Raw genomic sequence first — 23,927 nt, 5'->3', positions numbered from 1 at the left:
ATTATTCAACTATTATCCGTATCAATCGGCTGTTAATTCCAGGAGGAAGCCACCCATGCCTAATCGAAATGCGCAGATAATAAACTCCTTTTTGATATGGAGCTGAAAATGAAGTGCTGGTTTCCAATGAGTCAAAGAGAGTCATACCATTTAGTAACAATATCTTCTCTTCACCTATTTGCTCCTCTTCATGAAACACGCAGAATTCCAACCAATCCATATAATCCGGATTTTCTCCAAAGTGAATTGGTTTGCCATAATTATTTTTCAATTTTAAAGGAATCTGAATGATATCACCTGCTTTGAAAATATATCTTGGTTGAGGAGTAGTAATATTGATCTTAGCATAAGAACGAAAATTGTCAATCGTAACATATTGAATTTCTTCCTTGTTGGTCTGAAAAGTATGGACATTGTCTCCTTCAATCTTCCAATTCGGAATATAAACAACTCTTTTTCCCTGGAGCCTATCTTCAATATTCCAAATATCAAACTGATTGCGGCGGTACTGAATATTATTGAGAGACAGGGAAACATTCCCCGTATAGAAGCTATACCTGGAAGCTTTCTGATAAGAGTTTGCAAAAACAACCGGTGTATCACCCACTTTCTCTTCGATCTGTTCTGCCCACGTTTTCCAACCATAAAATTCAGGTATCAATTTACTTCCTACTGCCGGTACAATATCAAAAGCGAGATTTATTCTGATAAACAAGAATAAGATACAAGATATCATTGAAAGCCCGATCAACCATTTTTTCAATCGGATTGTTGAAGCTATGTAATTGTAACTCAAAACAAGTATCGGAACAAATGCCGCAACAGTCCAATTCGCCTCAACCGGTGCATTTAAAGTTGAAAGCAGGAAAAACACCATGAAACCTATGAAAGTATATCTCAATGCTTTTTCTGTCGAACTCTGAACACGATACCTGAAGGCACTAAAAAAAAGAAGAATCCCGGTAAATGGACCAGCAATCATCAACTGCCCCAATACAAATATCAATGAATCAAACGGTTTATAAGGATCCTGAGATTTTGTCAGCACATGATATTGATAAGATGGATAATCATTATTTATTTGCCAGATTATATGCGGAAGATAGGCTACTACAGATATTGTAACAATTAAGTAGAACTGTTTCTTTTTCAATAAGCTGAGATTAGAGATCAGTGTAAAGAAAATAATTAACAAACCGTGATATTTACAATAGAGCAATGCCGCAATATTAAGTCCCAGTAAAAGAGCATCTACAAGCCTATTGTTTTCTGACCATCGCTTATACAATAGAAAAAATGTTGAAGTGAAAAACAATAATGGTGCATCCGGAACTGCTATAAATCCATATACTTCCAGGCAGCTTATAGAGCTGGCCAGAATGAAAAACAACAAAAAGTTACGGCAATTAGTCAACAAAAAGGTAAACCAAAGAAATAGTGTCCCCATTAACACAATCAGCAGTCTGGTACCGAGTTCATTGTGAAATATTGCATATCCCGTCTTAATTAAAAGCGCTATCGCAGGCGGGTGGTCGAAATATCCATAATCCGGATTTTTGGAATACATCCAATAATAAGCTTCATCATGTGCCAATCCAGTAAAAGCAGCCTGAATAAGATTGATAATCAGCCAGCCAACCAATAGGAAAAGATTACACAAAGTGGTGTGATTTCGGTAGTAATCCCGAATTGCAATAAGGATCGTTTTCATTTGGTGTTGAAGATAACTTTATCTGCTGAAATAAGTGTAATGAATCAAATAGTGTTACTTAATTTGGGGAAAAGACATTTAACATCCTTTACCACTCTTTAACAGCAAACGGTTTTTAATGTTCACCTTCCTCCCGTAACTTACATGTTCAACATTAAAAAGCAGTGATATGAACAAGCGAATTGCCATTTTGGCTACGGACGGATTTGAGGAGAGTGAGTTACAGTCACCGAAAGAAGCCATTGAAAAACAGGGTTGGCAGGCAGAAATTGTGAGTTTAAAAAGCGGTACTATTAAAGCCTGGGCAAAAAGTGATTGGGGCAAGGAATACCCGGTCGACAATATCATCGACGATGTGAAAGCTTCCGAATACGATGGACTATTAATCCCTGGCGGGGTGATCAACCCGGATAAACTGAGAAGAGAAAATAAGGTACTGGATTTTGTCAAAGATTTTTTTGATGCCAAAAAACCGGTTGCAGCCATTTGTCACGGCCCACAAGTACTGATTAGCGCCGGAGTAGTTTCAGGCCGGGAGCTGACTTCTTTCGAATCGGTAAAAATTGATCTGCAAAATGCCGGGGCCGCCTGGGTAGACGAGGAAGTGGTTGTTGACAATGGATTGGTTACAAGCCGTTCACCACAGGATTTACCTGCTTTTAACCGAAAAATGATCGAAGAATTTAAGGAAGGGCCCCACGAGTAACGCGCTCTCACTTCTCACTCTCTTCCCTGCAAAAAGAAAAGCAAATCAAAAATCGAGTATGAGAGCGAGTTTTGAGAAAAAAAGAAAAAGCGTGAGGCTTAACACCATCACGCTTTTCTTTTTGTGGGAGGGAGACGGGTCTCGAACCCGCGACCTCCGGAACCACAATCCGGCGCTCTAACCAACTGAGCTACAACCTCCGTTAAGTGGGCGCAAAAATAAGCATTTCTATTAAAACTCCTATACCGAAACGGATTTTTTTTTCGCAATCAAGCGATTCTTCCGATAACAAACAGATTTTGAGCCTATTTCGGCAACTAAACATGCGTTGTTAATAACACAATTGCATGTACCTGCATTCGCTTTGGTGAATCCTTACATTTGTATCATGGCGGATAAAAAATTAAAGATCGGTGTTTTTGGAGCAGGACATTTGGGCAGGATCCATATCCGGTTGCTTTTGGAACTCCCTGATCTGTTCGAATTAATCGGGTTTTACGATCCTTCCGATGAATCCGCCGAGAAAACAATCTCAGAATACCATGTGACCAGGTGGAATGATATGCAGGCACTGATCGATGCTTCGGATTGTGTGGATGTGGTAGCTCCTACCCTTTACCATTACGACATTGCATACAAAGCCCTTCGTTCCAGCAAGCATGTATTCATTGAAAAACCGGTTGCAGAAACAACCGAGCAGGCAAAAATCTTACTCGACCTTTCACGCGAAGCAGGTGTAATTGTACAGGTTGGACATGTTGAGCGCTTTAATCCCGCTTTCCAGGCAGCTGCCCCGTTAATTGTCAAACCGATGTTCTTTGAGATCCACCGTTTGGCACAATACAATCCGCGCGGAACAGATGTTTCTGTTATCCTGGACCTGATGATCCACGACCTGGACATTGTTCTAAGCTGCGTCAATTCATCCATCCGAAGGATTTCTGCCAGTGGTGTGAGCGTAGTAAGCAGAACACCGGATATTACTTCGGTGCGCATCGAATTCGACAACGGGTGTGTGGCCAATCTGACAGCTTCCCGCATGTCACTGAACAATATGCGGAAAACGCGGATTTTCCAAAAAACAGGCTACCTGGTGATCGATTTTCTGAATCAATCCGTGGATCAGATTATGATCACGCCAAAAGACCAGGAAGCTCCCGGATTTTTTAGCTTTCAACTCAATGATGATGTGAATTTTTCTGCCCTGAAACCAGAAATCAAAAAGACGAACGCAATCCAGGAGGAACTCCGTTCATTTTACAACTCCATCGTTCATAATCAGCCGGTTGTCGTTTCAATCGATGATGCTTATCGCGCCCTGGATGTAGCTTACCAGATTATTGACAAACTGAAATCCGCACATCTCTCGGTTTTCGACAATAATTAACGTAAATTTGCGTTAGCTACACATAGGCTTATCTATGAAATATTTATACTTTTTTGTTGTACTTTCCTTTGGGTTATCAAGCTGCGTTAAGAATAACCCCTTACCTGTTTGGCTTGAAATAAACAAATGGACGCTTAATTCAAACCCGAATTCAGTGAATGACCCCGGAGCATTAACCCATAATTTCAGTGATGTTTGGGTATATGTGGACGGAAAAGTAATCGGCGTTTTTGAAGTTCCCTGTAAAATTCCGGTATTGGCTTCCGGAAACTGTAAAGTACTTCTTTACCCGGCCATCAAAAACAATGGACTGGCTTCAGCTAAAAAGATTTATCCTTTTGCAGAACCTTTTGAAACAACCCTGCAGCTGACAGAGGGAGAAACGTATGTTTTCAACCCGGTTACCCGATACAATACCAATACGAAATTTTGGATTGAAGATTTTGAAAGCAACTCCATAAAAATTGAAAAAGAAACCGTTTATTCAAGTCCAAATTTAAACCTGCAAATCCAAAACAATCCTTCCGAAGGAAACTGGGGCTATTACGGGCATCTTTCTTTAAACACTAACGATTCGCTATGGATTGGAGTAATGCCGGCGCTTGTTTTACCCAAAAGCGGCGCTGAAGTATACCTCGAATTCGATTACAAAAACACCAGTTCTATCCTAACCGGGATGATCGAACTTCAGTTCGGAGGAGGCACTCAAGACCATGGAGGCTATACGGCTATAAGGCAAAAATTGGAAGAGCTTCAATGGAAGAGAATATACATTGACCTGAAAGATGTGGTTTCAAATACCCCAAATGGAATTACCTACCGCCAATACCTCAAAATGCGTTTGGATTCCGGGCTAAGCTCAAGCGACGTCTATATTGACAACATCAAAGTAATACACTTCTAGAATCATTAGTCAGAATAGAATGCAAAAATTGTTCAGAGGTTTATTTATTGCAAGTGATTTTATAACAGCCGCTTTATCGTGGGCACTTTTTTATTATTACCGGAAAACAAACATCGAACACGAAGAATTTTCATTCAATCAGACATTTTATTACGGAATCCTGATTATTCCGTTGCTTTGGCTCTTGTTCTACACCTTGCAGGGAACTTACCAGGATGTGCGCAGGTTGTACCGTTTAAAGATCCTTTCTTACACCGCTTTCGCAACAATTTTCGGTTCTATTGTACTGTTCTTTGCGTTATTGATCGATGATGAAGTAAACACTTATTTCAATTACTACCGTTCTCTTTTAACATTGGCCCTGCTCCATTTCGGATTTACATTTTTTTCACGCCTGGTCATCACAAGTATCCTGGTAAGAAGAATCCATTCACGAAAAGACGGATTTAAGACCTTATTGATCGGAGGCTCCGAAAAAGCGGTTGCCATTTACCAGGAAATCGAGGGAATCGAAAAAGGAGGCGGAAATCAATTCGTGGGGTTTGTAAACCTGAATGGTATCGACAAACTATTGGAGCATAAAATGCCCTACTTGGGTCATGTTGACCAACTGGAAAAAATCATTGCAGACAATCATGTTGAAGAGATTATCATCGCATTGGAAAGCACCGAACACGAACGCTTGAAAAATATCATTTCCAGGATTAACGGCGAAAATATTGTGATCAAAGTACTTCCGGATATGTACGACATTCTTTCGGGATCTGTTAAACTGAATAACATTTTCGGGGCCCTCCTAATGGAAGTGAATGCCGAAGTAATGCCTTACTGGCAACGTGTGGCTAAGCGTTTGTTCGATATTTTCTTTTCAATTATCGCCATTATCTTATTGATACCGGTTTATATTTTTCTGACAATAGCCGTAAAACTGTCTTCTCCCGGTCCTGTTTTATTCTTCCAGGAACGAATCGGTCTGAACGGAAAACCATTCAAGATCATTAAATTCCGGACAATGTATACGGATGCAGAAAAATTGGGACCGCAGCTTTCCAGTACGGATGATCCGCGAATCACACCAATCGGGAAATTCATGCGTAAGGCACGATTGGACGAATTTCCTCAATTCTTTAATGTTCTGAAGGGCGACATGTCCTTAGTTGGTCCGAGACCGGAAAGACAATTCTTTATTGACCAGATCAAAGTGCGGGAACCTCAGTTCCTGGAACTGACCAAAGTAAGGCCGGGAATTACTTCCTGGGGACAGGTGAAATACGGATACGCTGAAAATGTGGACCAAATGATCCAGCGCATGAAGTTCGATCTGCTCTACCTCAGAAACAGGTCCATAGCACTTGATCTGAAAATTTTGATGCACACGGTGCTGATCATTGTTAAAGCAAAAGGAAAGTAATGAAAGTTGCTATAACCGGTGGAAATGGTCATATCGGTAATGCACTCATCGAAGAATTGATCCGTCGCAATTACAGCATCAAAGCATTGGTTCATTCCAAAAGCAATTTCCTGCAAAACCGGGATATCGAGATTGTAAAAGGTTCGCTTGAGGATATTGATTCCCTGAGGGAATTAATGAAGGAGTGTGATTACCTGATCCACTGCGCAGCGATTATTTCAATTACGGGAGATCCTCACGGACATGTCCGGAACATCAATGTCAAAGGGCTGGAAAATGTATTGAAGGTTGCCAAAGAAAGCAATCTGAAGCGCGTTATTCACATTTCGTCCGTTCATGCGTACAATCACCTGCCAATGAATGAACCGATGAACGAAACCCGCAGTTTTGTTCCCGATACAGCTTATTCTTACGACAAAAGTAAACGTGACGGACAGTTGATTGCCCGAAAATTCTTTGAAGAAGGCCTTCCCATCATCATTATCAATCCGACTTCCGTTTTCGGACCGCCGAATTATGCGAAATGCAAACAGAATAACGCTTTTATTTCCATGTCGAAAAGACGCATCCCATTTGTTTTCAAAGGCGGCTACAACTGGGTCGATGTCCGTGATATTGCACACTCGATCTGCAATGCGCTGACTCAGGGAAAATTGGGCGAATCCTATATTCTGGGTGGAAGTTATTACACCCTGAAGGACCTTTCACGTTCCGTGGCACGTGTTAGCAACAAACGGATTCCCTGTTTCGAAGTTCCGATAGGTTTGGTAAAGTTCTTCCTTCCGTTGATCGGGATTTATTACAAAATCCTAAGGCAGGATCCGTCTTTGACCCGTGAAAGCATTGAAATCCTTGAATTCGGGAATAAATTCATTGAATCGGAAAAAGCGAAGCAAGATTTGGGACATAATCCGCGTCCGGTTGATGAAACGATGAAAGATTTATTATCTTGGCATCGCGAGAATCATTGATAATGACACAAGAAACATTTAATTATTTCTGTTATGCCTGGATCGGCATAGGAATTATTGCCTTTTTAGGACTTCAGTTCAAAGATGCTCCTTACGGAAAATTCACCAATTCCAAATGGGGACCGTTGATGTCGAACCGCTGGGGCTGGGTGATCATGGAAGGATTTGTACTGCTTGTACTGTATTCATTTGTTCTCTCCGGTCCGAAAACACTTTCTGCTGTTGACTGGACGATTGCAGGTCTATTTACTGCTCACTATATCAATAGAAGCTTCATCTACCCGTTTAGGACGCGTACTCAGGGCAAAAAGATCCCGGTAAGCATTGTAGGAATGGCTATGTTCCATAATTTGGCAAACGGATTCCTGATCGGTTACTACCTGTCGCATTTTTCATCTTATACCATTGATTGGTTTACTTCCTGGCAGTTCATTGTCGGCGGATTCCTATTCGTATTCGGAATGTTTACCAATATTTACTCGGACACCGTTTTGATTCGATTAAGAAATAACCCTGATGACGGATACAAAATCCCTTACGGAGGACCATTTAAGTATATTTCCGCGCCGAATTTAGGCGGAGAACTGATCGAATGGATCGGATTTGCAATCCTTTGCTGGAACCTTCCGGCTTTTTGTTTCGCATTCTTCACCTTCTGCAACTTATTCCCAAGAGCATTGGCAAATCACAAATGGTATAAACAGACTTTCCGGGACTATCCGAAAGATAGAAAGGCAGTAATTCCGTTTGTTTATTAAAACAAATATAAACCGCATAGGAACATAGACCACATAGTTATATTGACGTATTTAACTTATTGTAAAAACAGAAAGATAAAAAACTGTATTTCAAAGTTTTTCGGAGTTTTGCTCTATGTTTTCTATATGCACTAGTGTGGTTTTTTATATTTTCTCGTAGACCGCAATGGCCTCAATGTGGCTTGTATGCGGGAATTGGTCCACCAAAGACAATTTCGTCAATTTGTAACCACCTTGTTCCAGTGTTTCCGTATCGCGTGCCTGCGTGGATGGATTACAGGAAATGTAAACAACATGCGAAGCTCCCAGCGCCATTACTTTTTGCAAGGTTTTCGGGGCAATCCCGGCTCTCGGCGGATCCAGTACGATCGTATCGATGCGGTTCATGTATTCCGGGTGTAAGGAAAGAAATTTGCCAACGTCTGCTGCAAAGAAATGCAAATGCTCCAGCTTGTTACGCTTGGCGTTGCGTTTTGCATCTTCAATTGCTTCTTCCACGATATCGACACCAATGATCTCTCCGGCGTTTACACGCTGGGCAACCAACTGACCGATTGTTCCCGTTCCACAGAACAAATCCATGATCACACCGCCGTCTTTGGCATGGTCGCAGACATAGTCGATCGCTTTGGTATATAAACGTTCTGCACTTTTCGGATTGGTTTGGAAGAAGCTTTCCATACTGATCTCAAAAGACAGTCCAAGCATTTTCTCTACTACCACCGAGTCGCCGAAAAGCAATTCACTGGTCCCGTTTTCGATCTTAGCACGGTCCGCAACATTGTCATTGATTGTATGCCATACGCCTGCTAAGCGGTTTCCTAATTTCTCTTTCAAAAAGGAAACGATCTGCGTTTTATCGAATTTCTTTATTCCTGCGGAACTTGTTACGATATGCAGCAATAATTGATCCTGGTCAAAGGATTTGCGTACAACAATGTGTCTGAAGAACCCTTCTTTTCTCGGCGGATGCCAGGCAGGAAGCCCGAATGATTTTAATAAATCCCTGAACTCCGGAAGAATGGTTTCCCACTGTTCGTCAAACAAGCCGCTGGGTTTATTGAGGTTTTCCACTTTCCACCAGGTTCCTCTTCGCTTAAAGCCCAAAGCAAAAGCATCGTCGATTTCCTCGCCCGTTTCAGGAACGTGTTCAATACAGGAAAAACTGTATTCCATTTTATTGCGGTAGAAAAATGCTTCCGGGGAAGAAATAAATTCATCAAACAAGCTTGCCGGATCGGGAATACGTCCGATTTTGCGGTATACGTCGAGGGTAGATTTCTTTTTGTATTCCTGCTGCACTTCAATCGGAACAAACAAATAGGGTGCACCGGAAATTTCCTGGAAAGGCAGTTCTTTTTCCAATGGAGACCGTTCCAATACTTCCAGCAATTTACATTCTGCATGGCGCTTGCGTTTCTTATCTACACGGGCTCTTACGAATTGTCCGGGGAAAGTATTTTCAACAAATAAGATAAAATCTCCCTCTTCCGACTTCATACGGGCAATTCCCTGACCTCCGAATGCAAAATCGTCGATCTTAACTTCAATAACCTGATTTCTATGTACCACTTTGATTGTTTGTTCTTATTCAGCCGCGGCTGATTTACTTTTACAATTCCTGATTGACTATATCCTGAATTGATTTGTTTTCTAAAATTCGCAGTGTTTCGTTCCGAACATCGATAAACACTTTATTAAGTCCGCAGGTTTTTTCGTCGGTGCATTCATCACAGCGCTGGTAGTAATTCAAACTAACGCAAGGAAGCAATGCAATTGGCCCGTTGAAAAGACGAATAATCGTTGAGATCTGAATTTGTGAAGGTGTCTGCCTTAAAAAATAACCTCCGCCCTTCCCCATTTTGGAATTCAGGATTCCCTGTTTTTTCAAGTCCAGTAAAATGGATTCCAGGAATTTTCTCGGAATACGGCTGTTTTCTGCAATTTCAAGTATCAAAGTCGGTTCATTAGCTTCCTTCTTTGCCAAGTAGGTCAAAGCATGTAGAGCATATTTTGTTTTCTTTGATAGCATCGAAATAAGTCAGTTGATCTAATTTACAATTAAATTCGTAAAAATAGCAAACACCGTTCGTAAAGGTTGTTATATCAATCCTTTAATCACACCTTTATCGGAAGCTTCAATAAACGAAAGAATTTCTCTTCTGATAGGTGAATCAGGAATGGTTTCCTTCACAATATCTAATGATTTCGTCACGTGGTTGTTCTGAACGAAGATGATTCTGTAAATATCTTCGATCTCGCGCACTTGTTCATCTGTATAACCGCGTCTTCTTAATCCAACAGAGTTAATTCCTGCAAAAGTAAGCGGTTCACGAGCACACTTTACGTACGGAGGAACATTTTTGCGGATCAATGAGCCACCTGCAATGAATGAATGAGCCCCTACATGAATGAACTGCTGGGATCCGCACCTTCCTTCCAGGATTGCATAATCACCCACCACACAATGTCCGGATAAACCGGAATAACTTGCCATGATAACGTGGTTACCGATCTGGCAGTCGTGAGCAATATGAACATAAGTCATCAACAAACAATCGTTCCCAACTGTTGTCTTCCACATATCTTTTGTTCCGCGGTGAATAGTCACACATTCCCTGATTACGGTTCTGTCACCGATCTCAACCGTGGTATATTCTCCGTCGAATTTCAAATCCTGTGGAATAACTGCGATTACTGCTCCCGGATAGATTTCACAATTCTCTCCGATTCTAGCTCCCGGATAAATCGTAACATTCGGATGGATTTTCGTTCCCGCTCCAATGACTACATCATCGTAAATCGTACTGAATGCTTCTATTGTTACCCCTTCTCCCAAAGTTGCACTTGGAGAAACTTGTGCTAGTGGACTAATCATGCTTCTACTTTATCTTTAATGACCTGCGCAAGCATTTCTGCTTCCATTACGTGTTTACCGTTTACATATGCATTTCCCTGCATGTGTACCAATCCACGTCTGATAGGTGAAATTAATGTTAATTCAAATACCAAAGTATCTCCGGGAATAACTTTTTGCTTGAATTTCACGTTATCGATTTTCATGAAATAGGTCGAATACAAATGCGGATCTTCTACTTTGCTTAGAGCGAAAATACCTCCGCATTGCGCCGTAGCTTCAATTTGAAGAACTCCGGGAAAAACCGGATTACCCGGAAAATGTCCCTGGAACATCGGTTCGTTCATGGTTACGTTCTTCACCCCCACGATCTTATCTTCCGTGATTTCCATGATCTTATCAACCAATAAAAACGGGTAACGGTGAGGAAGCATGCGTTCAATATCGTTGATATTGTAAAGTGGTTCGCGTTCCAAATCAAATGAACGAGGAGCTTTCTCCTGCTTTTTAATTTCTTCTTTCAACACTTTCGCAAAACGCGTATTCCCCGAATGACCCGGGCGAGCTGCTAAAATATGTCCTTTGATGAAACGGCCTACCAAAGCCAAATCACCTACGATATCTAATAATTTATGACGTGCCGGTTCGTTTTCAAACTGCAGTTTCAAGCTGTTCAATACCCCGATTCCATCGTAATTCACTTTTAATTTGTCTTTTCCAAGCATTTTCGCCAAACGGTCCAGTTCCTCTTCCGTTACATCGTTTCTTTCAACCAAAACGATAGCGTTATCCAAACTTCCTCCTTTAATCAGGTTGTTTTTAGCCAAGAATTCTAATTCCCCCAGGAAACAGAATGTTCTGCAGGCTGCAATATCTGTTTCGAATTCGCCCATGTGATACATGTGTGCATGCTGGGTTCCCAAAGCCGGAGAATTGTAATCCACCATTACCGTCAAACGGTAGTTCTTATCCGGAACAGCCAAAAACTCAATTCCTTTATCAGCGTCTTCCCACTTGATATTCTCAGTCAATTCGAAATACAAACGCTCTGCCTGCTGCTCTTCTCTTCCAACTCGCTGGATTTCTTTCACAAATGGCAAAGAAGAACCATCCATGATCGGAATTTCAGGCCCTGTAAGCGTAATCAATGCATTATCCACTTCCATTCCGTACAAAGCTGCCAATACGTGCTCGGTGGTGTAAACTTTCGCACCGTTTGACTCCAGTGTCGTTCCGCGATCCGTGGAAACCACTAAATCTGCATCTGCTTTAATTATCGGCTGACCATCTACATCTAATCTCTGGAATTTATATCCGTGGTTCTCAGCAGCCGGATGGATTTCCATAACTACTGCTTCTCCGGTATGTAAACCAACACCATTGAACGTGATTTTTTCTTTAAGGGTAAATTGTTTGTCCGACATATTATTCTGCAGATTTTGAAAGGGTTTTAATTTTATCTTCTAATTCTGATAATTTCTTAAGAATGATTGGAAGTCTTCTGAATCCAACAAATGATTTTTTGTAATCATCAATAGGAATTGCAGGTGATCCCATAAGCACTTCGGCTTTTTTGACGGTATTCGGAATTCCCGATTGAGCAACGATTTTCGTTCCGTCAACGATGTGTAAATGTCCGCTGATTCCAGCCTGTCCACCGATCATGACATGCTTTCCGATTTTTGCAGAACCGGCAACACCTACTTGTGCGGCGATTGCTGAATGGTGTCCGACTTCAACGTTGTGGGCCAAATGAACCAAATTATCGATTTTCACCCCCTGGCGGATCACGGTTGATCCCATGGTAGCACAATCAATAGTTGTATTGGAACCGATTTCAACATCGTCCTCCAAAATAACATTCCCGATCTGGGGAACTTTGGAGAAAACACCTTTTTCATCCGGGGCAAAACCGAAACCATCACTTCCGATTACCACACCTGCATGAAGTACGCAGCGATTTCCTATTTTGGTATCTGCATAAATCTTAACTCCGGCATGGATCGTACAATCGTCACCTATCACCACTCCGTCTCCGATGTACGCCTGCGGGTAAATCTTCGCATTTTTCCCGATCACTGTATTTTCACCGATGTAAGCAAATGCACCCAGGTACAATCCTTCACCCACTTTGGCCGTTTCGGAGACAAAAGACGGGGTTTCGATCTTCGGCTGTTTTTGACGCATCTGGTTGTAAACTTCCAATAGTTTTGCAAAGCAGGCGTATGCATCGTCTACTTTTACCAGTGTCAATGTTTTCGGGAGTTCTTTCGCAGGAATAAACGTTTTATTTACAATGCAAATGCTTGATTGCGTTGTATAAATATATTCTTCATACTTGGGGTTCGACAGGAACGAAAGTGTACCTGTTTGACCCTCCTCGATTTTAGCTAAGCCGGCAACCGTAACATCCGAGTTGCCAACGACTTCACCGTTTAGGATAGTAGCTATTTGAAGCGCTGAAAATTCCATTCGACAAAATTAGTAAAAACCTTTAGGTTACGTGAGTGTTAACCTATATTTATTAACAGTTCATTGTTTTGAAATGACTTGTATCCAAAGCTAGTTGCGCTCCAGTTCATAAAACTCGATATGATCCTTAAACCAGGTTGTTCTGGATGTTATCGTATCGCCATTTTCTCTTGGAAGAACCACCATTTGTTCCGGTGAAGGCTCTGCATTCAACCTGGACTTTGAAAAATCGATCCATCCGTTTTTCATTAACAGGAATTGAAGGTGTTCTTCGTCCTTGATCCCGAATTGGGCCATTTGTGCTTTCAAATCATCATTTTCCTTCAGGTAAACAAAACTTTTCACGTTCGGGAAGTGGATCATCCGCCCCAATCCTTCCATGGTACTTTTAAATTCCTGGATAGATCCTTTCGGCCAGACAGCTTCAGCCACGAATGCACCTTCCGGCATGGAGAACCACAACTCGATGTCCTTTCCGTTTATTTCCTTTGTAATCTTATAAACTTTCAGGTTTCCTTGTTTTTTACTGGAACCGAATGCAATCGAACCGTCATTCAGGAAAGATATGATCAGGGAATCACTCAAGTTATGTTTGTCAAAAATACGTTGGTTTGCCTCAGAGATAACAAGTACTTTTCCCATAAATGTATTTTTAACCCTGTTTTCAGGAAGCCAGGTACAGCCCCGATTGCGGAAAAAGAAAAAAACCATGATCAGCCCTAAGCCAAAGCCGAATCCATACAATCTAAGGCGTCTCCAAAAATTCTTCATGTGCTATACGTATAAGTTCAAAAAAAAAGTCCGACTAGCGGACCTTTTTATACTTGAATTCTAAATTAAATCAATGCATCCAACTTAGCAGTCAACTGTCCTTTAGGAACAGCACCAACTGATTTGTCAGCAATTTCTCCACCCTTCACGAAAATGATCGTAGGGATATTGCGAATTCCAAACTGAGCAGAAACTCCCGGGTTCAGGTCAACATTTACTTTACCAATAACTGCTTTACCATCGTATTCATTTGCCATTTCTTCAACGATTGGACCTATCAATCTACATGGACCACACCATTCTGCCCAAAAGTCTACCATTACCGGTTTGTCTGATTTCAATACAAGCTCTTCAAAGTTTGCATCTGTGATTTCTAATGCCATAATTGTTTCAATTTTGTGTGACTTCTTTCGTCGGTCTAAAGTTACTATTTGTTTTTGTTTGTCAAAAGCTTTGCCAATACAATTTACACTGTCAGATTGTCATGCTGAACAAACATTTTCTTCATGGTTTTTTGATTATCTGTCTCCAGGCAATAGAAATAAGCACCATCACTCAATTCTTTTACGTCAAAGCGGACAATATGCCCTCCGGATGGAAATTCTTTATCCTGAACAACCTTTACTGTTTCCATTTTTTCATTCAAAATTGAAAACACAACTTTTTTAGTTTGTTCGATCGTAAAATAGAATTCTACCTCGTTATTCTGAACTTTACTTTCAAGGTCAAAAAGCAAGGCATAATCTTCTTTTTTCAAAGTACCCTTTGAAAAACGCTTAATAACAGCCTTATACGCAACATAAAGCATCATAATTGCCGCAAGCGCAATCAATGTTCCGAGTACTTTGCTCTCCCAGGAACGGATTCCTTTCACGAAATTCACGCGAAACAGGATCAGTGAGGTAATTACAAGACTCAAAACCACCAGGGTCAGTAAGGATTTTTTTTTCATAGTTTACAAAGAAATTATTCCCGGGATTACCTGAGCTTTTTCATAAATGGCAATGATGGAATCCACATCCAACATCATTTCTTTCACACTTACACTGACAAATTTACCATTGCTCGACTCATGGAACTGGATCTGTGCCGTTTCGTCAAAAAGAGCCGTAGTTTGAGCCAAAGAATGGGGAGTATTCGGCACAATAAACTTAAAGAAGTAGACATTCGGCCACTCTTCCAGGTTTAATTGTTCTCTTAATTTATCAAAGGTTCCTTCACTCATTATTCAAGACTTTAAGACTTGATGAAAAAAGACATCAAATCATAATGAAAAGTTGAATTCATCGAAAGCTATGCTTTCTCTTGTTTCGTCTCTTCATCTTTCATTATTCATTTTGTAAATTTCACTACAATTACTTCGATCAGCCCCTGCTGACTCACTGTAAATATTTCGGCAACAAAGATAATCGCTTTAAAGCAAGAAGCAGGTCTTTTTCAAGCCCGTTTTTATTCTTTTCCAAATCGGAAAAAGTAATCCAGCCTTTTTCAGCCGCTTTCTTCAAGCCATTCTGAAGCAGCATTGGATCCGGTTCCGTCCCGAATACGGGCTCTTCTTCTGTCCAATCCGACACCGGAAATTTCGATGCAAACTCCAATTCCATTTTTACTCCTTCTTCCAAAACAGCTGTCAAACCAATTGGGGTCTGAGTTTGCGTAAACACCATTTTCCATTGGCTTCTCGCTTGCATATAACTTTCCCACAGCGATAAAGCCGACTCTATTTTTGACCCATCGTATACAAACTGAAAAACGGGCGGTTCACGGAATAATTGCTGGTTTTCAGCGATTTTAGCCAATACATTCAAACGAGCAAGTTTGGATTTCAGGGTCAATCGCAATAAGGGCTTTGCCAGAATGGATTTCCGGATCTCAAAAAGTTCCGATTCGAGCGCATCTTCTACCTCATCGAGGTTGTCAATACGCAGAACCGCTAAAATTTCCTCGGGATTCACTATTCCTGCTCCTTGTTGTTTCTGCGCATGCGGATATTGAGAAACTCAACCAGCAATGCATACAACATCGCAAAATAAATATATCCTTTCGGAATGTGCTGACCAAATGATTCCGCAATCAACAATACTCCGATAGTTACAAGGAAACCTAATGCGATCATTTTAATCGTAGGCCTTGCATTGATAAAGTCTGCAATCGGTTTCGCAAAGATCAACATGACAATCATGGAAATAACTACTGCCAACACAATAATGATGAAAGGATTTCCGTGCGTTTCATGACGGATATCGTTAGTCATACCAATTGCCGAAATAACCGAGTCGAAGCTGAAAATGAAGTCAATTGCAACAATTTGCATAACTACAGCTCCCAAACGCACTTTTCTTTTTTTCTTTGTTTCATGATGAGCCCCTTTTACACTGGAATGCATCTCTCCCACAGATTTGTAAATCAGGAAAAGTCCACCTATCAGTAACACCAATGAATGCGCCGTGAATTTGATATCGTAAACCGTAAACAAAGGCGTTTTATCCAAAGTCATAATGTAAGAAACCACACTCAGCAATAACAAACGAATAATCAATGCAAGACTCAAACCTAAGATCCGCGCCTTGCGTTGATCCTGCTTTACCAAGGAATCTGTAATGATAGAGATAAAAATGATGTTATCGATCCCCAGAACAATTTCCAAAAGGGTTAAAACAACTAGGTAAAAAATGCCAACGCCGGTAGTTAATATATCAAATTCCACTTTTCTATTTTTTCGACAAATTTAATCTCAAATGAACTACAAAAAATGGATTTGTGATTTTTTTCGTTTTTAACAGAAATTTTAGATTTTAAATTTTGTTTTAAATAACTGATTTACTTACATTAGCATTATTGAACCTTGCCCTATTATGAGGCATTCAAACCAATTAGGGAGCCCAGTTGTCTTTTTCGTAGTAGTTTTTAGCATTCTGGGCTCTCTTTGTTTTCTCTAAAGTTCAAAGAGTTCCATAAGTTAAAAACATTCAGTTGAGTCAATTTTGAACTTTTGAACTTTTGAACTTTTATATTCTTTTCCTAAAAGCTTTGAAATAATTTTCCAGAATGGTGCTGTTCGGTTCAGACATCGTGTTGATTTCCAAAAGTTTTGGCAAACCGTTCTTACTTTCACCAAAGAATGCTTCCAGCTGCTCGTCCAGTTCTTTTTGGGAGGCTGCGTTGAAATATTCCAGGCTGTATGTTTTTGCAATGTCCCGGGCTGATAATTCCTGTTCGGCTACGAAGATCTTTTTCCACTGATTGGTGGACTTAGGTCCCGGAATAATATTAAAAATATCCCCCCCGCCGTTATTCACGAGGATAATTCTCAAATTCGACGGAAGGTATTTGCTCCACCAGGCATTTGAATCGTAAAAGAACGAAAGATCACCTGTAACCAATACGTGGGATTCATTGGGAGAAACGATTGCCGAACCGACTGCCGTTGAGCTACTTCCGTCAATACCGCTTGTTCCGCGGTTACACCAATAATGGATCGTTTTGATCGGATCAAACAACAGTGCGTAACGGATCAAAGAACTGTTTGAAATATGCAGGTTGCAATAATCCGGAATAACATCCATTACAAATTCCATGGCCTTCAGATCACTCCAGGGCTGCGCCGCACAAATGGTTTTCTGGTCATCCGAACCAAACTGGTCAACCTTCTTCCAGGCAAAACCAAAACGCGATTTATGCGGATTCTTCTGCACCAGTTCCAATAGATATTCCAAACCATTTAAAGCTGAGACAGGAGCTGTAAAACGCAGGTTTTGATACGTATCCATAAACGGAAAGTCTTCCCCGAAACGAATAACGGGTGCTTTGGATTGACGCAGGAAAACTTTGATTTTCTTGGAAATAATTGCTCCGCCGATGGTCACAATGCAATCCGGGTGAAAGGCTTTCACTTCAGATTCAGGGATCACATTCAACGTTCGGTCGATATTGGAAACAAAATAAGGACTGAATACATTGGAAGTGTGTTCTACCAATACCGCCGTTGACCCGTCTAAGGCCAATTTTTCAAGTACTTCCTGCAAATCAGGATTTTTTTGCTCTTGACCAACGATTATGAGCCTTTTTTCTGAACCGTTCCAAAGTGTTTCGAGCTTATTCTTACTGTTTTTCGTTAAAGTAGTTTCCGTTTCGGCAAGTTCCACCCAATTTTTCAGGATATGAATATCCTCCGTTGTTTCATAAAGTGGTTCCGAAAAGGGAACATTCAAATGCACCGGACCTTTTCTCGATCCGTTTGCGGCTTGCAAAACCTCTGAAAGTTTACGTTCAAAATGCCAGCGTTGATTTTCCGAATGAATTTCATTCATCTGTGCACTTTTCAAAACCATTTGGTCAAATACGCGTTCCTGGCGGATTGTTTGACCATCTCCCTGATCCACCCACTCCACCGGTCTGTCGGCTGAAATAACGATCAACGGAGTTCCCTGGTAAAAAGCCTCGGCAATGGCAGGGTAATAATTCAACGGTGCAGATCCGGAAGTACAGGTAATGACAACCGGCTTATTCAGTTTTTGGGCCATTCCATGTGCATAAAATGCAGCCACACGTTCATCCGGAACCACAAAAACCCGGAAGTGAGGATCTTCATCAAAAGCAATGCTTAACGGAGCATTCCGGGATCCCGGAGAAATAACAACGTGGGTTACACCTACTTTCTTACAACCGTCAACAATGAGCTGTACTTCCAATTTTGCACTTGAAATCATGGTGTAAAATTAACTCCTTTGAAGCTTCAAAGAGTTGAAATGGTTCAAAAAAGTTCAAATCCTTTAATGGGCTCAATTTGAACTTTTGAATCTACTCCGCCGCGGCGGACAGAAACATTTGAACATTTTAATAGATTTGCTTCATAGCCCGAATAAGGGTTTCAGCTTTGTGTTCGGTTTCTTCCCATTCCATATCCGGAATTGAATCAATGGTAAAACCTCCACCAACGTATAAAAAGGCTTTATCCCGGAACAGCTGAGCACAACGCAGGTTCACGAACAGATTTGTATTTCCTTCTTCAAACAAACCGATAAATCCGGTATATAATTCCCGATCGTGCATTTCCCTGCTTGCAATAGCTTCAATGGCGTTTCTCCGGGGAGTCCCGCAGACAGCAGGAGTGGGATGAAGATCTAAAGCAATGGACCAGGCGTTGGGCTTGGTTAAAAGTGCCCGGAAATCTGTTTTTAAGTGCTGAACAGGTCCTGCCTGAACAACATATGGTCCGTCAGATTCAATTTCGACACATTCATTGCGTTCCAATGTTTCTTTGATCGCATCAACAACAAAAGCATGTTCTTCCAGTTCTTTTGGAGTCCACTCATGCTCTTCATTTTCACCATGCGTTCCAGCCAGCGCAACTGTTTTACAAACCATTCCCTGTTGGTTCATCAGCAGTTCGGGAGTTGCCCCTATCCACGTTCCGAATTCCGAAGAAGAAATCAGGTAGCAGAATGCATTAGGGTAGGTGTTTTCCAATACACCGAACAGATCAAAGGCCCGTTCACCCTGGAAAGGAGTTTGCTTAACGCGCGAAAAAACACCCTTCTCGACTCCCAATAAAGGAAAGGAATTTAAAAAGGCCTGTGCCTCTATTTGGTAATCTCTTCTTGAAATGACCGTGGGAATCTGGTTGCTGTAATGAAAATCGAATTCCGGATCAAACGCTTCAGCTTCTTCGAAATGAAAGGTGCGTTCGTGCAGAAAATCGGAAACCACGAATCCCACCGGCTTCTCTCCTTCTTTTAAAGCAGAAAAAACACCCCTTTTGATAACAGGAGCAGCTTTAGGTAATCTGTAAATCAATAAATCTTTCACGCCTTTGGAACTATCATAACTGTTAATCGACCCGTGCAGATCAAACGATCATTGGATTCATCAAAAATATCCACCTGCCAGATGTGCGTACGTGATCCGGCATGAACAATTTTCCCGATCGCTCTTACCGATCCGCTTTTTACTGCTCCAATATGGTTGGCATTGATCTCAATTCCCACCGGTGCTTCTTTTGAAAGGTCAATCAGCAGAGCCGATCCCATAGAACCGATGGACTCGATCAAAGCTGCACTGGCACCGCCATGCAATAATCCCATTGGCTGATGGGTTCGATTATCGACCGGCATCGTTGCAACCAGGTAGTCCTCACCCAATTCAACACATCTCATATCCAGGTGCTCCATCATGGTGTTTTTTCCCATGTGGTTGATTTGTTCCAGTGGTACCTGTTTTAACTTTTTCATCTGCTTGCATTCTGTTTTTAATCCGTAGCAGGATCGATAGCAATCGACCTCTACCACGATAAAATTACTACATAATACCTTGAAACAGGTCTCTGAAAATCCTTTTTATTTCAGGATAAAACAAAACTCCTGCGAACAATTCTTTTAAGATTAAAAAATCACCTCAAAATAAAACAAACATACACTTTACATTTTTTGAAAATGGACGAATCAATTAATTCCTATTTTCATTTCATCAAACTACAGTTATGAACAAACCGATCATGTCATTGCCTTGTAATCAATCGCATACGCAGATGGAAAAACGTGATGACAGTTACTATTGTTCAGGCTGTGAAAAAACTTTGACGGATTTCCGTCAGAAAACAAACACAGAAATCAAACAAATCATTGCCTCAAGCCCCAAAAAAGTTTGCGGTATTTTTTATAATCATCAGGTTAGTTCTAAAATTTCACATGTTGCATTGTCCAATGCTTCCTATCGGGTTGGGTTATCTTTACTGGGTATACTTGGTTTTTTGGGTCCGATAACTTCTTCCTGCGAGTCGGCACCGGATGATGCAGCAATTGTGAAACAAAAAGCTTTCAATAAGCTGAAATTCCCGATGAAGATCAGCGGGCAGCTAAAAGATGAAAAAACCGGGAAACCACTCGCAGAATCGCCTGTGGAAATCCAACAGGACGGAAAAACAATCCTGAAAGGATTCACCGATGAAGCCGGCAATTTTGAGCTTACAGTGCACAAAGACCATTTGAAGAATGAAACATTTGATTTGATCTATCGGTCAAAAAAACATGTTGCTGATACTTTGCACAACCAAAAACCGGAATCATTTATCCGGGGAAAGAAGCTGATCCTTACCCTAAAGGCGGAGTCTGCCAAGTGCCAAATGAAAACGGGAGAAGTACCCATTCTTATAACGGGAGACGTTATTGAGGGAGAAGTGATCGATTATCCGGAACCGGAAATCTTAGGAAAACCTTCTTCCGATTGAAACGAAAAAACTGAACCACATAAGAGAGCGCAATAGCGCTTGAAGACGAAGGTAACTTCTGTAAAAGTTAAACCTGAGGAAACACAATTACTACCTACACCTAAATCAAATAAGGGGATTCGCGAAAGCTGTCTCCTTATTTTTTTCAAAACAGGCGTCAATTACTCTATTCCGTATTCTTTAGCAGCCATTTGAAGAAATCCGAAGCTGAAACTAGACAGATTCGCATCTGTAATCAATAGAAACACGACTTTATTCTCTTTCAGTTTTTTGTCCAGGTCCTGATCTTTGACCAATACTTCTTTTGTATAGGAAGCCGGGTAGATCTGTTCGTTGTAATACCAAAACTCTCCGTCATTAAAGAGGCTTGCAGAAACAGTTGAATTGAACAAGCCCCAGTAAAAACTATCGCCTATTACCAGTACTTTCGGATCTCCTTTTTGGGGTTTTCGGTTTGGATGAAACTCCGGGTAAGCTAATGTTAAGTCCGGAATTCCAAACAATAAATTCATTCCGTTACCAATATCGTCGTCATCCCGCTTTGGACTTTTCGATTCAACCATTTTATCTAAGACAAAATAGGGAATTGATGTTTTACAGCTGTGAGAAACATATTTTCGGATAGAATCCACTGCTAAATACTGCCCGTACGCACTCCAGTGTATCCCTGTTTTAGGAAAGAGCGGGTATTTCGATTTTTTCTTCATGGATTCAAACCAGCTGTGCATATCGATGTATGAAACATCCTGCCTGATAAACTGTTCTTTAAATTCCTTATAATTTGTGTTCCCCCTTATTTCTCTTTTGTACTGATCGGGAATGTATTCCGGATAGAAACTCGCTTTCCCGGGGGCAAAAATTACTGTCAGTTTGATGCCTTTTCCTGCGAGTGTATCCTGGATAGCTTTCCACATCCGGGTGATGTCCTGAATTCTATTTTCACCCAGAAAATCCATTCCATAATAAGCTTTGATATAACTTTCCTCGTATAAGTAATCTTCTTTTCCTCTTATGACATCTTTAGCATGAGCTATATTAAAAAAAGTATAATTCCACTGATTGTATAAACGCACCCACCCCGGATAGAACCCTGTGTGCTCACGCATGTATTTATCCTGTGCTTCCTGATACTCACCTGAAAACCAACTTTCCTTAGTTAATTCCGGCTTTAGTGACAGCTCATAAGCTCCTTTAAGCGGTACTTCTTCATAAAACCGGAACTTATGCTGAATCATCGGTAGGAATAACAGCCCGATTATCAGGGCAAAGACCACTTGCTTCAAACGCTTGTATGTTGGCTGCTTACTCATCTTAAAAGCGGAAATAAATGAATGGATTGAACCCGGATGAAGTGACTGCACTTGCACTTAACAAAAACAATGAAACGGTAACCAACAGGAACATTCCATTGGTTGTCAACGAATAAGAATTCCTGTTGTAAACGAAATCCTGCATTTTTTTTCCAATGGACAAAGCCGGAAGAAACGAAAAGAACGCAGCAACCACAAAAAGAGGCCAGAAGTTCTGAAGAGTCCTGAAATGAGTATCAAAGCTAAAATCGAACAAACGGTCAAAATAGAGCCAAACCTGTCCCATATCATCTTCGATATGGAAAATGACCCATCCCAGCATCACAATAAAGAAGGTAATTGCGATGGAAATAACGCTTCCCAAACGGTTTAATAACTTCACCAGGAAGATTCTGTCCAGGATCAGGAAGGTTCCGTGAAAAGCTCCCCAAACCACAAAATTCCAGGATGCCCCATGCCAAAAACCGGAAAGGATAAAAACCAAAGCCAGGTTAAAATACAAGCGTGATTTGGATGAAACCCGGTTACCTCCAAGCGGAATGTACAAGTAATCGCGCATGAAATTTCCTAAAGTCATGTGCCACCGGCGCCAAAATTCGGTAATGCTTTTGGAGCTATACGGACTGTTGAAGTTTTCCGGAAAATGGAACCCCATAATCTTTCCGAGACCAATCGCCATATCGGAGTAACCGGAGAAGTCGAAATAGATCTGCATGGTGTAAGCCAGAATCCCGATCCATGCTGTGGATGCACTTAGTTGGTGGAAATCACTTTCAAAAATGATCTTTGCCTGTTCAGCCATTACATTTGCGATCAGGACTTTCTTGGCCAAACCAATTGAAAAGCGATAGAAACCGATCAGTTTTTCATCAATATTCTCTTTCCGCTCAATCACCTCATCGGCAATTTCCTGGAAGCGAACAATGGGTCCTGCAATCAGCTTGGGAAAAGCCAATAAGTACAGCAGGTAATCCTTCATATTGCTCAAAGGAGCGTGTTTCCCACGGTAAACATCAACGGTGTAAGTAATCGATTCAAAAGTGAAGAACGAAATCCCGATAGGCATGATCACTTTTGTCCAGGTAATTTCTCTCAGTCCAAAACTTTCCAGCAATGCATTCGCATTCCCGATAAAAAAATTGGAATACTTAAAATAGGCCAGGAGACCTAGATTCACAGTCAGCGAGAGTATCAGCAGGACTTTCCGCTTCCGGGCTTCCGTTGAACGATGAATTTCCCGAACAAACAAAAAATCCATAAAGGAAGTTCCGAGCAGGATGAAAACAAATACGGGAGCTCCCCAGGTGTAGAATAAGATGCTGAAAAAGAAAATGACCCAGTTTTTCAGCAATTTCGGAACTACATGATAAACAAGCAGAAATAAAGGCAGGAAGTAAAAAAGAAAGAGTGTACTGCTAAAAACCACTTGTTTAAATTTCGGATT

Annotated in this window: 24 protein-coding genes and 1 tRNA gene; 7 read left to right on the top strand and 18 right to left on the bottom strand. The window is 41.1% G+C overall.

Annotated elements, in window-relative coordinates; genetic code table 11:
* Position 1: 1 nt before the first annotated feature.
* The gene (locus QZT69_RS14755; RefSeq protein ID WP_294676364.1) at positions 2–1,711 is read right to left on the bottom strand and encodes a glycosyltransferase family 39 protein; all 1,710 of its coding nucleotides are present in this window, start codon (positions 1,709–1,711) and stop codon (positions 2–4) included.
* 169 nt (positions 1,712–1,880) lie between these two features.
* Between QZT69_RS14755 and QZT69_RS14750 the strand changes: the two genes are divergently transcribed.
* Positions 1,881–2,417, top strand: a complete 537-nt coding sequence (locus QZT69_RS14750) for a type 1 glutamine amidotransferase domain-containing protein (RefSeq protein ID WP_294676358.1) — start codon at positions 1,881–1,883, stop codon at positions 2,415–2,417.
* A 125-nt stretch (positions 2,418–2,542) separates the two neighbouring features.
* Here the strand turns inward: QZT69_RS14750 and QZT69_RS14745 are convergent.
* A tRNA-His gene (locus QZT69_RS14745) sits at positions 2,543–2,618 on the bottom strand.
* Between the two features lie 187 nt (positions 2,619–2,805).
* Here QZT69_RS14745 and QZT69_RS14740 point away from each other — a divergent pair.
* From QZT69_RS14740 to QZT69_RS14720, 5 genes are read left to right on the top strand one after another with little or no spacing between them, the layout of a single operon-like run.
* The gene (locus QZT69_RS14740) at positions 2,806–3,804 is read left to right on the top strand and encodes a Gfo/Idh/MocA family oxidoreductase (RefSeq protein WP_294676352.1); all 999 of its coding nucleotides are present in this window, start codon (positions 2,806–2,808) and stop codon (positions 3,802–3,804) included.
* A 34-nt stretch (positions 3,805–3,838) separates the two neighbouring features.
* Positions 3,839–4,708: a hypothetical protein gene (locus QZT69_RS14735; RefSeq protein ID WP_294676347.1), complete on the top strand. Its 870-nt coding sequence runs from the start codon at positions 3,839–3,841 to the stop codon at positions 4,706–4,708.
* Positions 4,709–4,727: 19 nt separating this feature from the next.
* A complete protein-coding gene (locus QZT69_RS14730; RefSeq protein ID WP_294676343.1) occupies positions 4,728–6,119 on the top strand; it encodes a sugar transferase in 1,392 nt (463 codons plus the stop codon).
* Positions 6,119–7,090 carry an NAD-dependent epimerase/dehydratase family protein gene (locus QZT69_RS14725; RefSeq protein ID WP_294676336.1) on the top strand — a complete coding sequence of 324 codons (972 nt, stop codon included), beginning with the start codon at positions 6,119–6,121 and terminating at the stop codon, positions 7,088–7,090. The genes QZT69_RS14730 and QZT69_RS14725 overlap by 1 nt, the downstream gene beginning before the upstream one ends.
* A 2-nt stretch (positions 7,091–7,092) precedes the next feature.
* Positions 7,093–7,848 (top strand): DUF1295 domain-containing protein, encoded by a 756-nt coding sequence (locus QZT69_RS14720; RefSeq protein WP_294676330.1) that lies wholly within the window; start codon positions 7,093–7,095, stop codon positions 7,846–7,848.
* A gap of 144 nt (positions 7,849–7,992) precedes the next feature.
* Here QZT69_RS14720 and rlmD read toward each other — a convergent pair whose 3' ends face one another.
* From rlmD to QZT69_RS14650, 14 genes are all read right to left on the bottom strand, one after another.
* Positions 7,993–9,420, bottom strand: a complete 1,428-nt coding sequence (gene rlmD / locus QZT69_RS14715; protein WP_294676325.1) for a 23S rRNA (uracil(1939)-C(5))-methyltransferase RlmD — start codon at positions 9,418–9,420, stop codon at positions 7,993–7,995.
* Between the two features lie 40 nt (positions 9,421–9,460).
* Positions 9,461–9,880, bottom strand: a complete 420-nt coding sequence (locus tag QZT69_RS14710) for an Rrf2 family transcriptional regulator (RefSeq protein WP_294676318.1) — start codon at positions 9,878–9,880, stop codon at positions 9,461–9,463.
* 69 nt (positions 9,881–9,949) lie between these two features.
* Positions 9,950–10,726 carry an acyl-ACP--UDP-N-acetylglucosamine O-acyltransferase gene (lpxA, locus tag QZT69_RS14705; protein WP_294676312.1) on the bottom strand — a complete coding sequence of 259 codons (777 nt, stop codon included), beginning with the start codon at positions 10,724–10,726 and terminating at the stop codon, positions 9,950–9,952.
* Positions 10,723–12,129, bottom strand: coding sequence for a bifunctional UDP-3-O-[3-hydroxymyristoyl] N-acetylglucosamine deacetylase/3-hydroxyacyl-ACP dehydratase (locus QZT69_RS14700; RefSeq protein WP_294676302.1), 1,407 nt, complete (start codon positions 12,127–12,129; stop codon positions 10,723–10,725). Before QZT69_RS14700 ends, lpxA begins: the two co-directional genes overlap by 4 nt.
* Before the next feature lies 1 nt (position 12,130).
* Positions 12,131–13,177 carry a UDP-3-O-(3-hydroxymyristoyl)glucosamine N-acyltransferase gene (lpxD, locus tag QZT69_RS14695; protein ID WP_294676294.1) on the bottom strand — a complete coding sequence of 349 codons (1,047 nt, stop codon included), beginning with the start codon at positions 13,175–13,177 and terminating at the stop codon, positions 12,131–12,133.
* A gap of 90 nt (positions 13,178–13,267) precedes the next feature.
* Positions 13,268–13,819: a hypothetical protein gene (locus QZT69_RS14690; RefSeq protein ID WP_294676290.1), complete on the bottom strand. Its 552-nt coding sequence runs from the start codon at positions 13,817–13,819 to the stop codon at positions 13,268–13,270.
* A 194-nt stretch (positions 13,820–14,013) separates the two neighbouring features.
* Complete coding sequence (gene trxA / locus QZT69_RS14685) at positions 14,014–14,331, bottom strand: thioredoxin (RefSeq protein WP_294676283.1); 318 nt, start codon at positions 14,329–14,331, stop codon at positions 14,014–14,016.
* An 83-nt stretch (positions 14,332–14,414) separates the two neighbouring features.
* Positions 14,415–14,900 carry a hypothetical protein gene (locus tag QZT69_RS14680; protein WP_294676278.1) on the bottom strand — a complete coding sequence of 162 codons (486 nt, stop codon included), beginning with the start codon at positions 14,898–14,900 and terminating at the stop codon, positions 14,415–14,417.
* A gap of 3 nt (positions 14,901–14,903) precedes the next feature.
* Entirely contained in the window at positions 14,904–15,173 is a 270-nt protein-coding gene (locus tag QZT69_RS14675) for a DUF493 family protein (protein WP_294676276.1), read from the bottom strand.
* Positions 15,174–15,327: 154 nt separating this feature from the next.
* Positions 15,328–15,903 carry a hypothetical protein gene (locus QZT69_RS14670; RefSeq protein ID WP_294676275.1) on the bottom strand — a complete coding sequence of 192 codons (576 nt, stop codon included), beginning with the start codon at positions 15,901–15,903 and terminating at the stop codon, positions 15,328–15,330.
* Positions 15,903–16,655 (bottom strand): TerC family protein, encoded by a 753-nt coding sequence (locus QZT69_RS14665; RefSeq protein WP_294676270.1) that lies wholly within the window; start codon positions 16,653–16,655, stop codon positions 15,903–15,905. The genes QZT69_RS14670 and QZT69_RS14665 overlap by 1 nt, the downstream gene beginning before the upstream one ends.
* Positions 16,656–16,956: 301 nt before the next feature.
* Positions 16,957–18,657, bottom strand: coding sequence for a 2-succinyl-5-enolpyruvyl-6-hydroxy-3-cyclohexene-1-carboxylic-acid synthase (gene menD / locus QZT69_RS14660; RefSeq protein ID WP_294676264.1), 1,701 nt, complete (start codon positions 18,655–18,657; stop codon positions 16,957–16,959).
* Positions 18,658–18,784: 127 nt separating this feature from the next.
* Complete coding sequence (locus tag QZT69_RS14655) at positions 18,785–19,756, bottom strand: chorismate-binding protein (protein WP_294676260.1); 972 nt, start codon at positions 19,754–19,756, stop codon at positions 18,785–18,787.
* Positions 19,753–20,178, bottom strand: a complete 426-nt coding sequence (locus tag QZT69_RS14650; protein ID WP_294676256.1) for a hotdog fold thioesterase — start codon at positions 20,176–20,178, stop codon at positions 19,753–19,755. The genes QZT69_RS14655 and QZT69_RS14650 overlap by 4 nt, the downstream gene beginning before the upstream one ends.
* Before the next feature lie 248 nt (positions 20,179–20,426).
* Here QZT69_RS14650 and QZT69_RS14645 point away from each other — a divergent pair, with 248 nt between their 5' ends.
* Entirely contained in the window at positions 20,427–21,173 is a 747-nt protein-coding gene (locus tag QZT69_RS14645) for a hypothetical protein (protein ID WP_294676250.1), read from the top strand.
* A gap of 161 nt (positions 21,174–21,334) precedes the next feature.
* Here the strand turns inward: QZT69_RS14645 and QZT69_RS14640 are convergent, their stop codons facing one another.
* Together QZT69_RS14640 and QZT69_RS14635 are read right to left on the bottom strand one after the other, a co-directional pair.
* Positions 21,335–22,483 carry a hypothetical protein gene (locus QZT69_RS14640; RefSeq protein ID WP_294676245.1) on the bottom strand — a complete coding sequence of 383 codons (1,149 nt, stop codon included), beginning with the start codon at positions 22,481–22,483 and terminating at the stop codon, positions 21,335–21,337.
* A 1-nt stretch (position 22,484) separates the two neighbouring features.
* The gene (locus QZT69_RS14635) at positions 22,485–23,909 is read right to left on the bottom strand and encodes an MBOAT family protein (protein WP_294676239.1); all 1,425 of its coding nucleotides are present in this window, start codon (positions 23,907–23,909) and stop codon (positions 22,485–22,487) included.
* Positions 23,910–23,927: the final 18 nt, after the last annotated feature.

The organism is uncultured Fluviicola sp., from assembly GCF_902168135.1.
Taxonomy (GTDB): domain Bacteria; phylum Bacteroidota; class Bacteroidia; order Flavobacteriales_D; family Crocinitomicaceae; genus Fluviicola.
The sequence above is the reverse complement of the archived record's forward strand: the minus strand, read 5'-3'. Positions and strand labels throughout refer to the sequence as shown.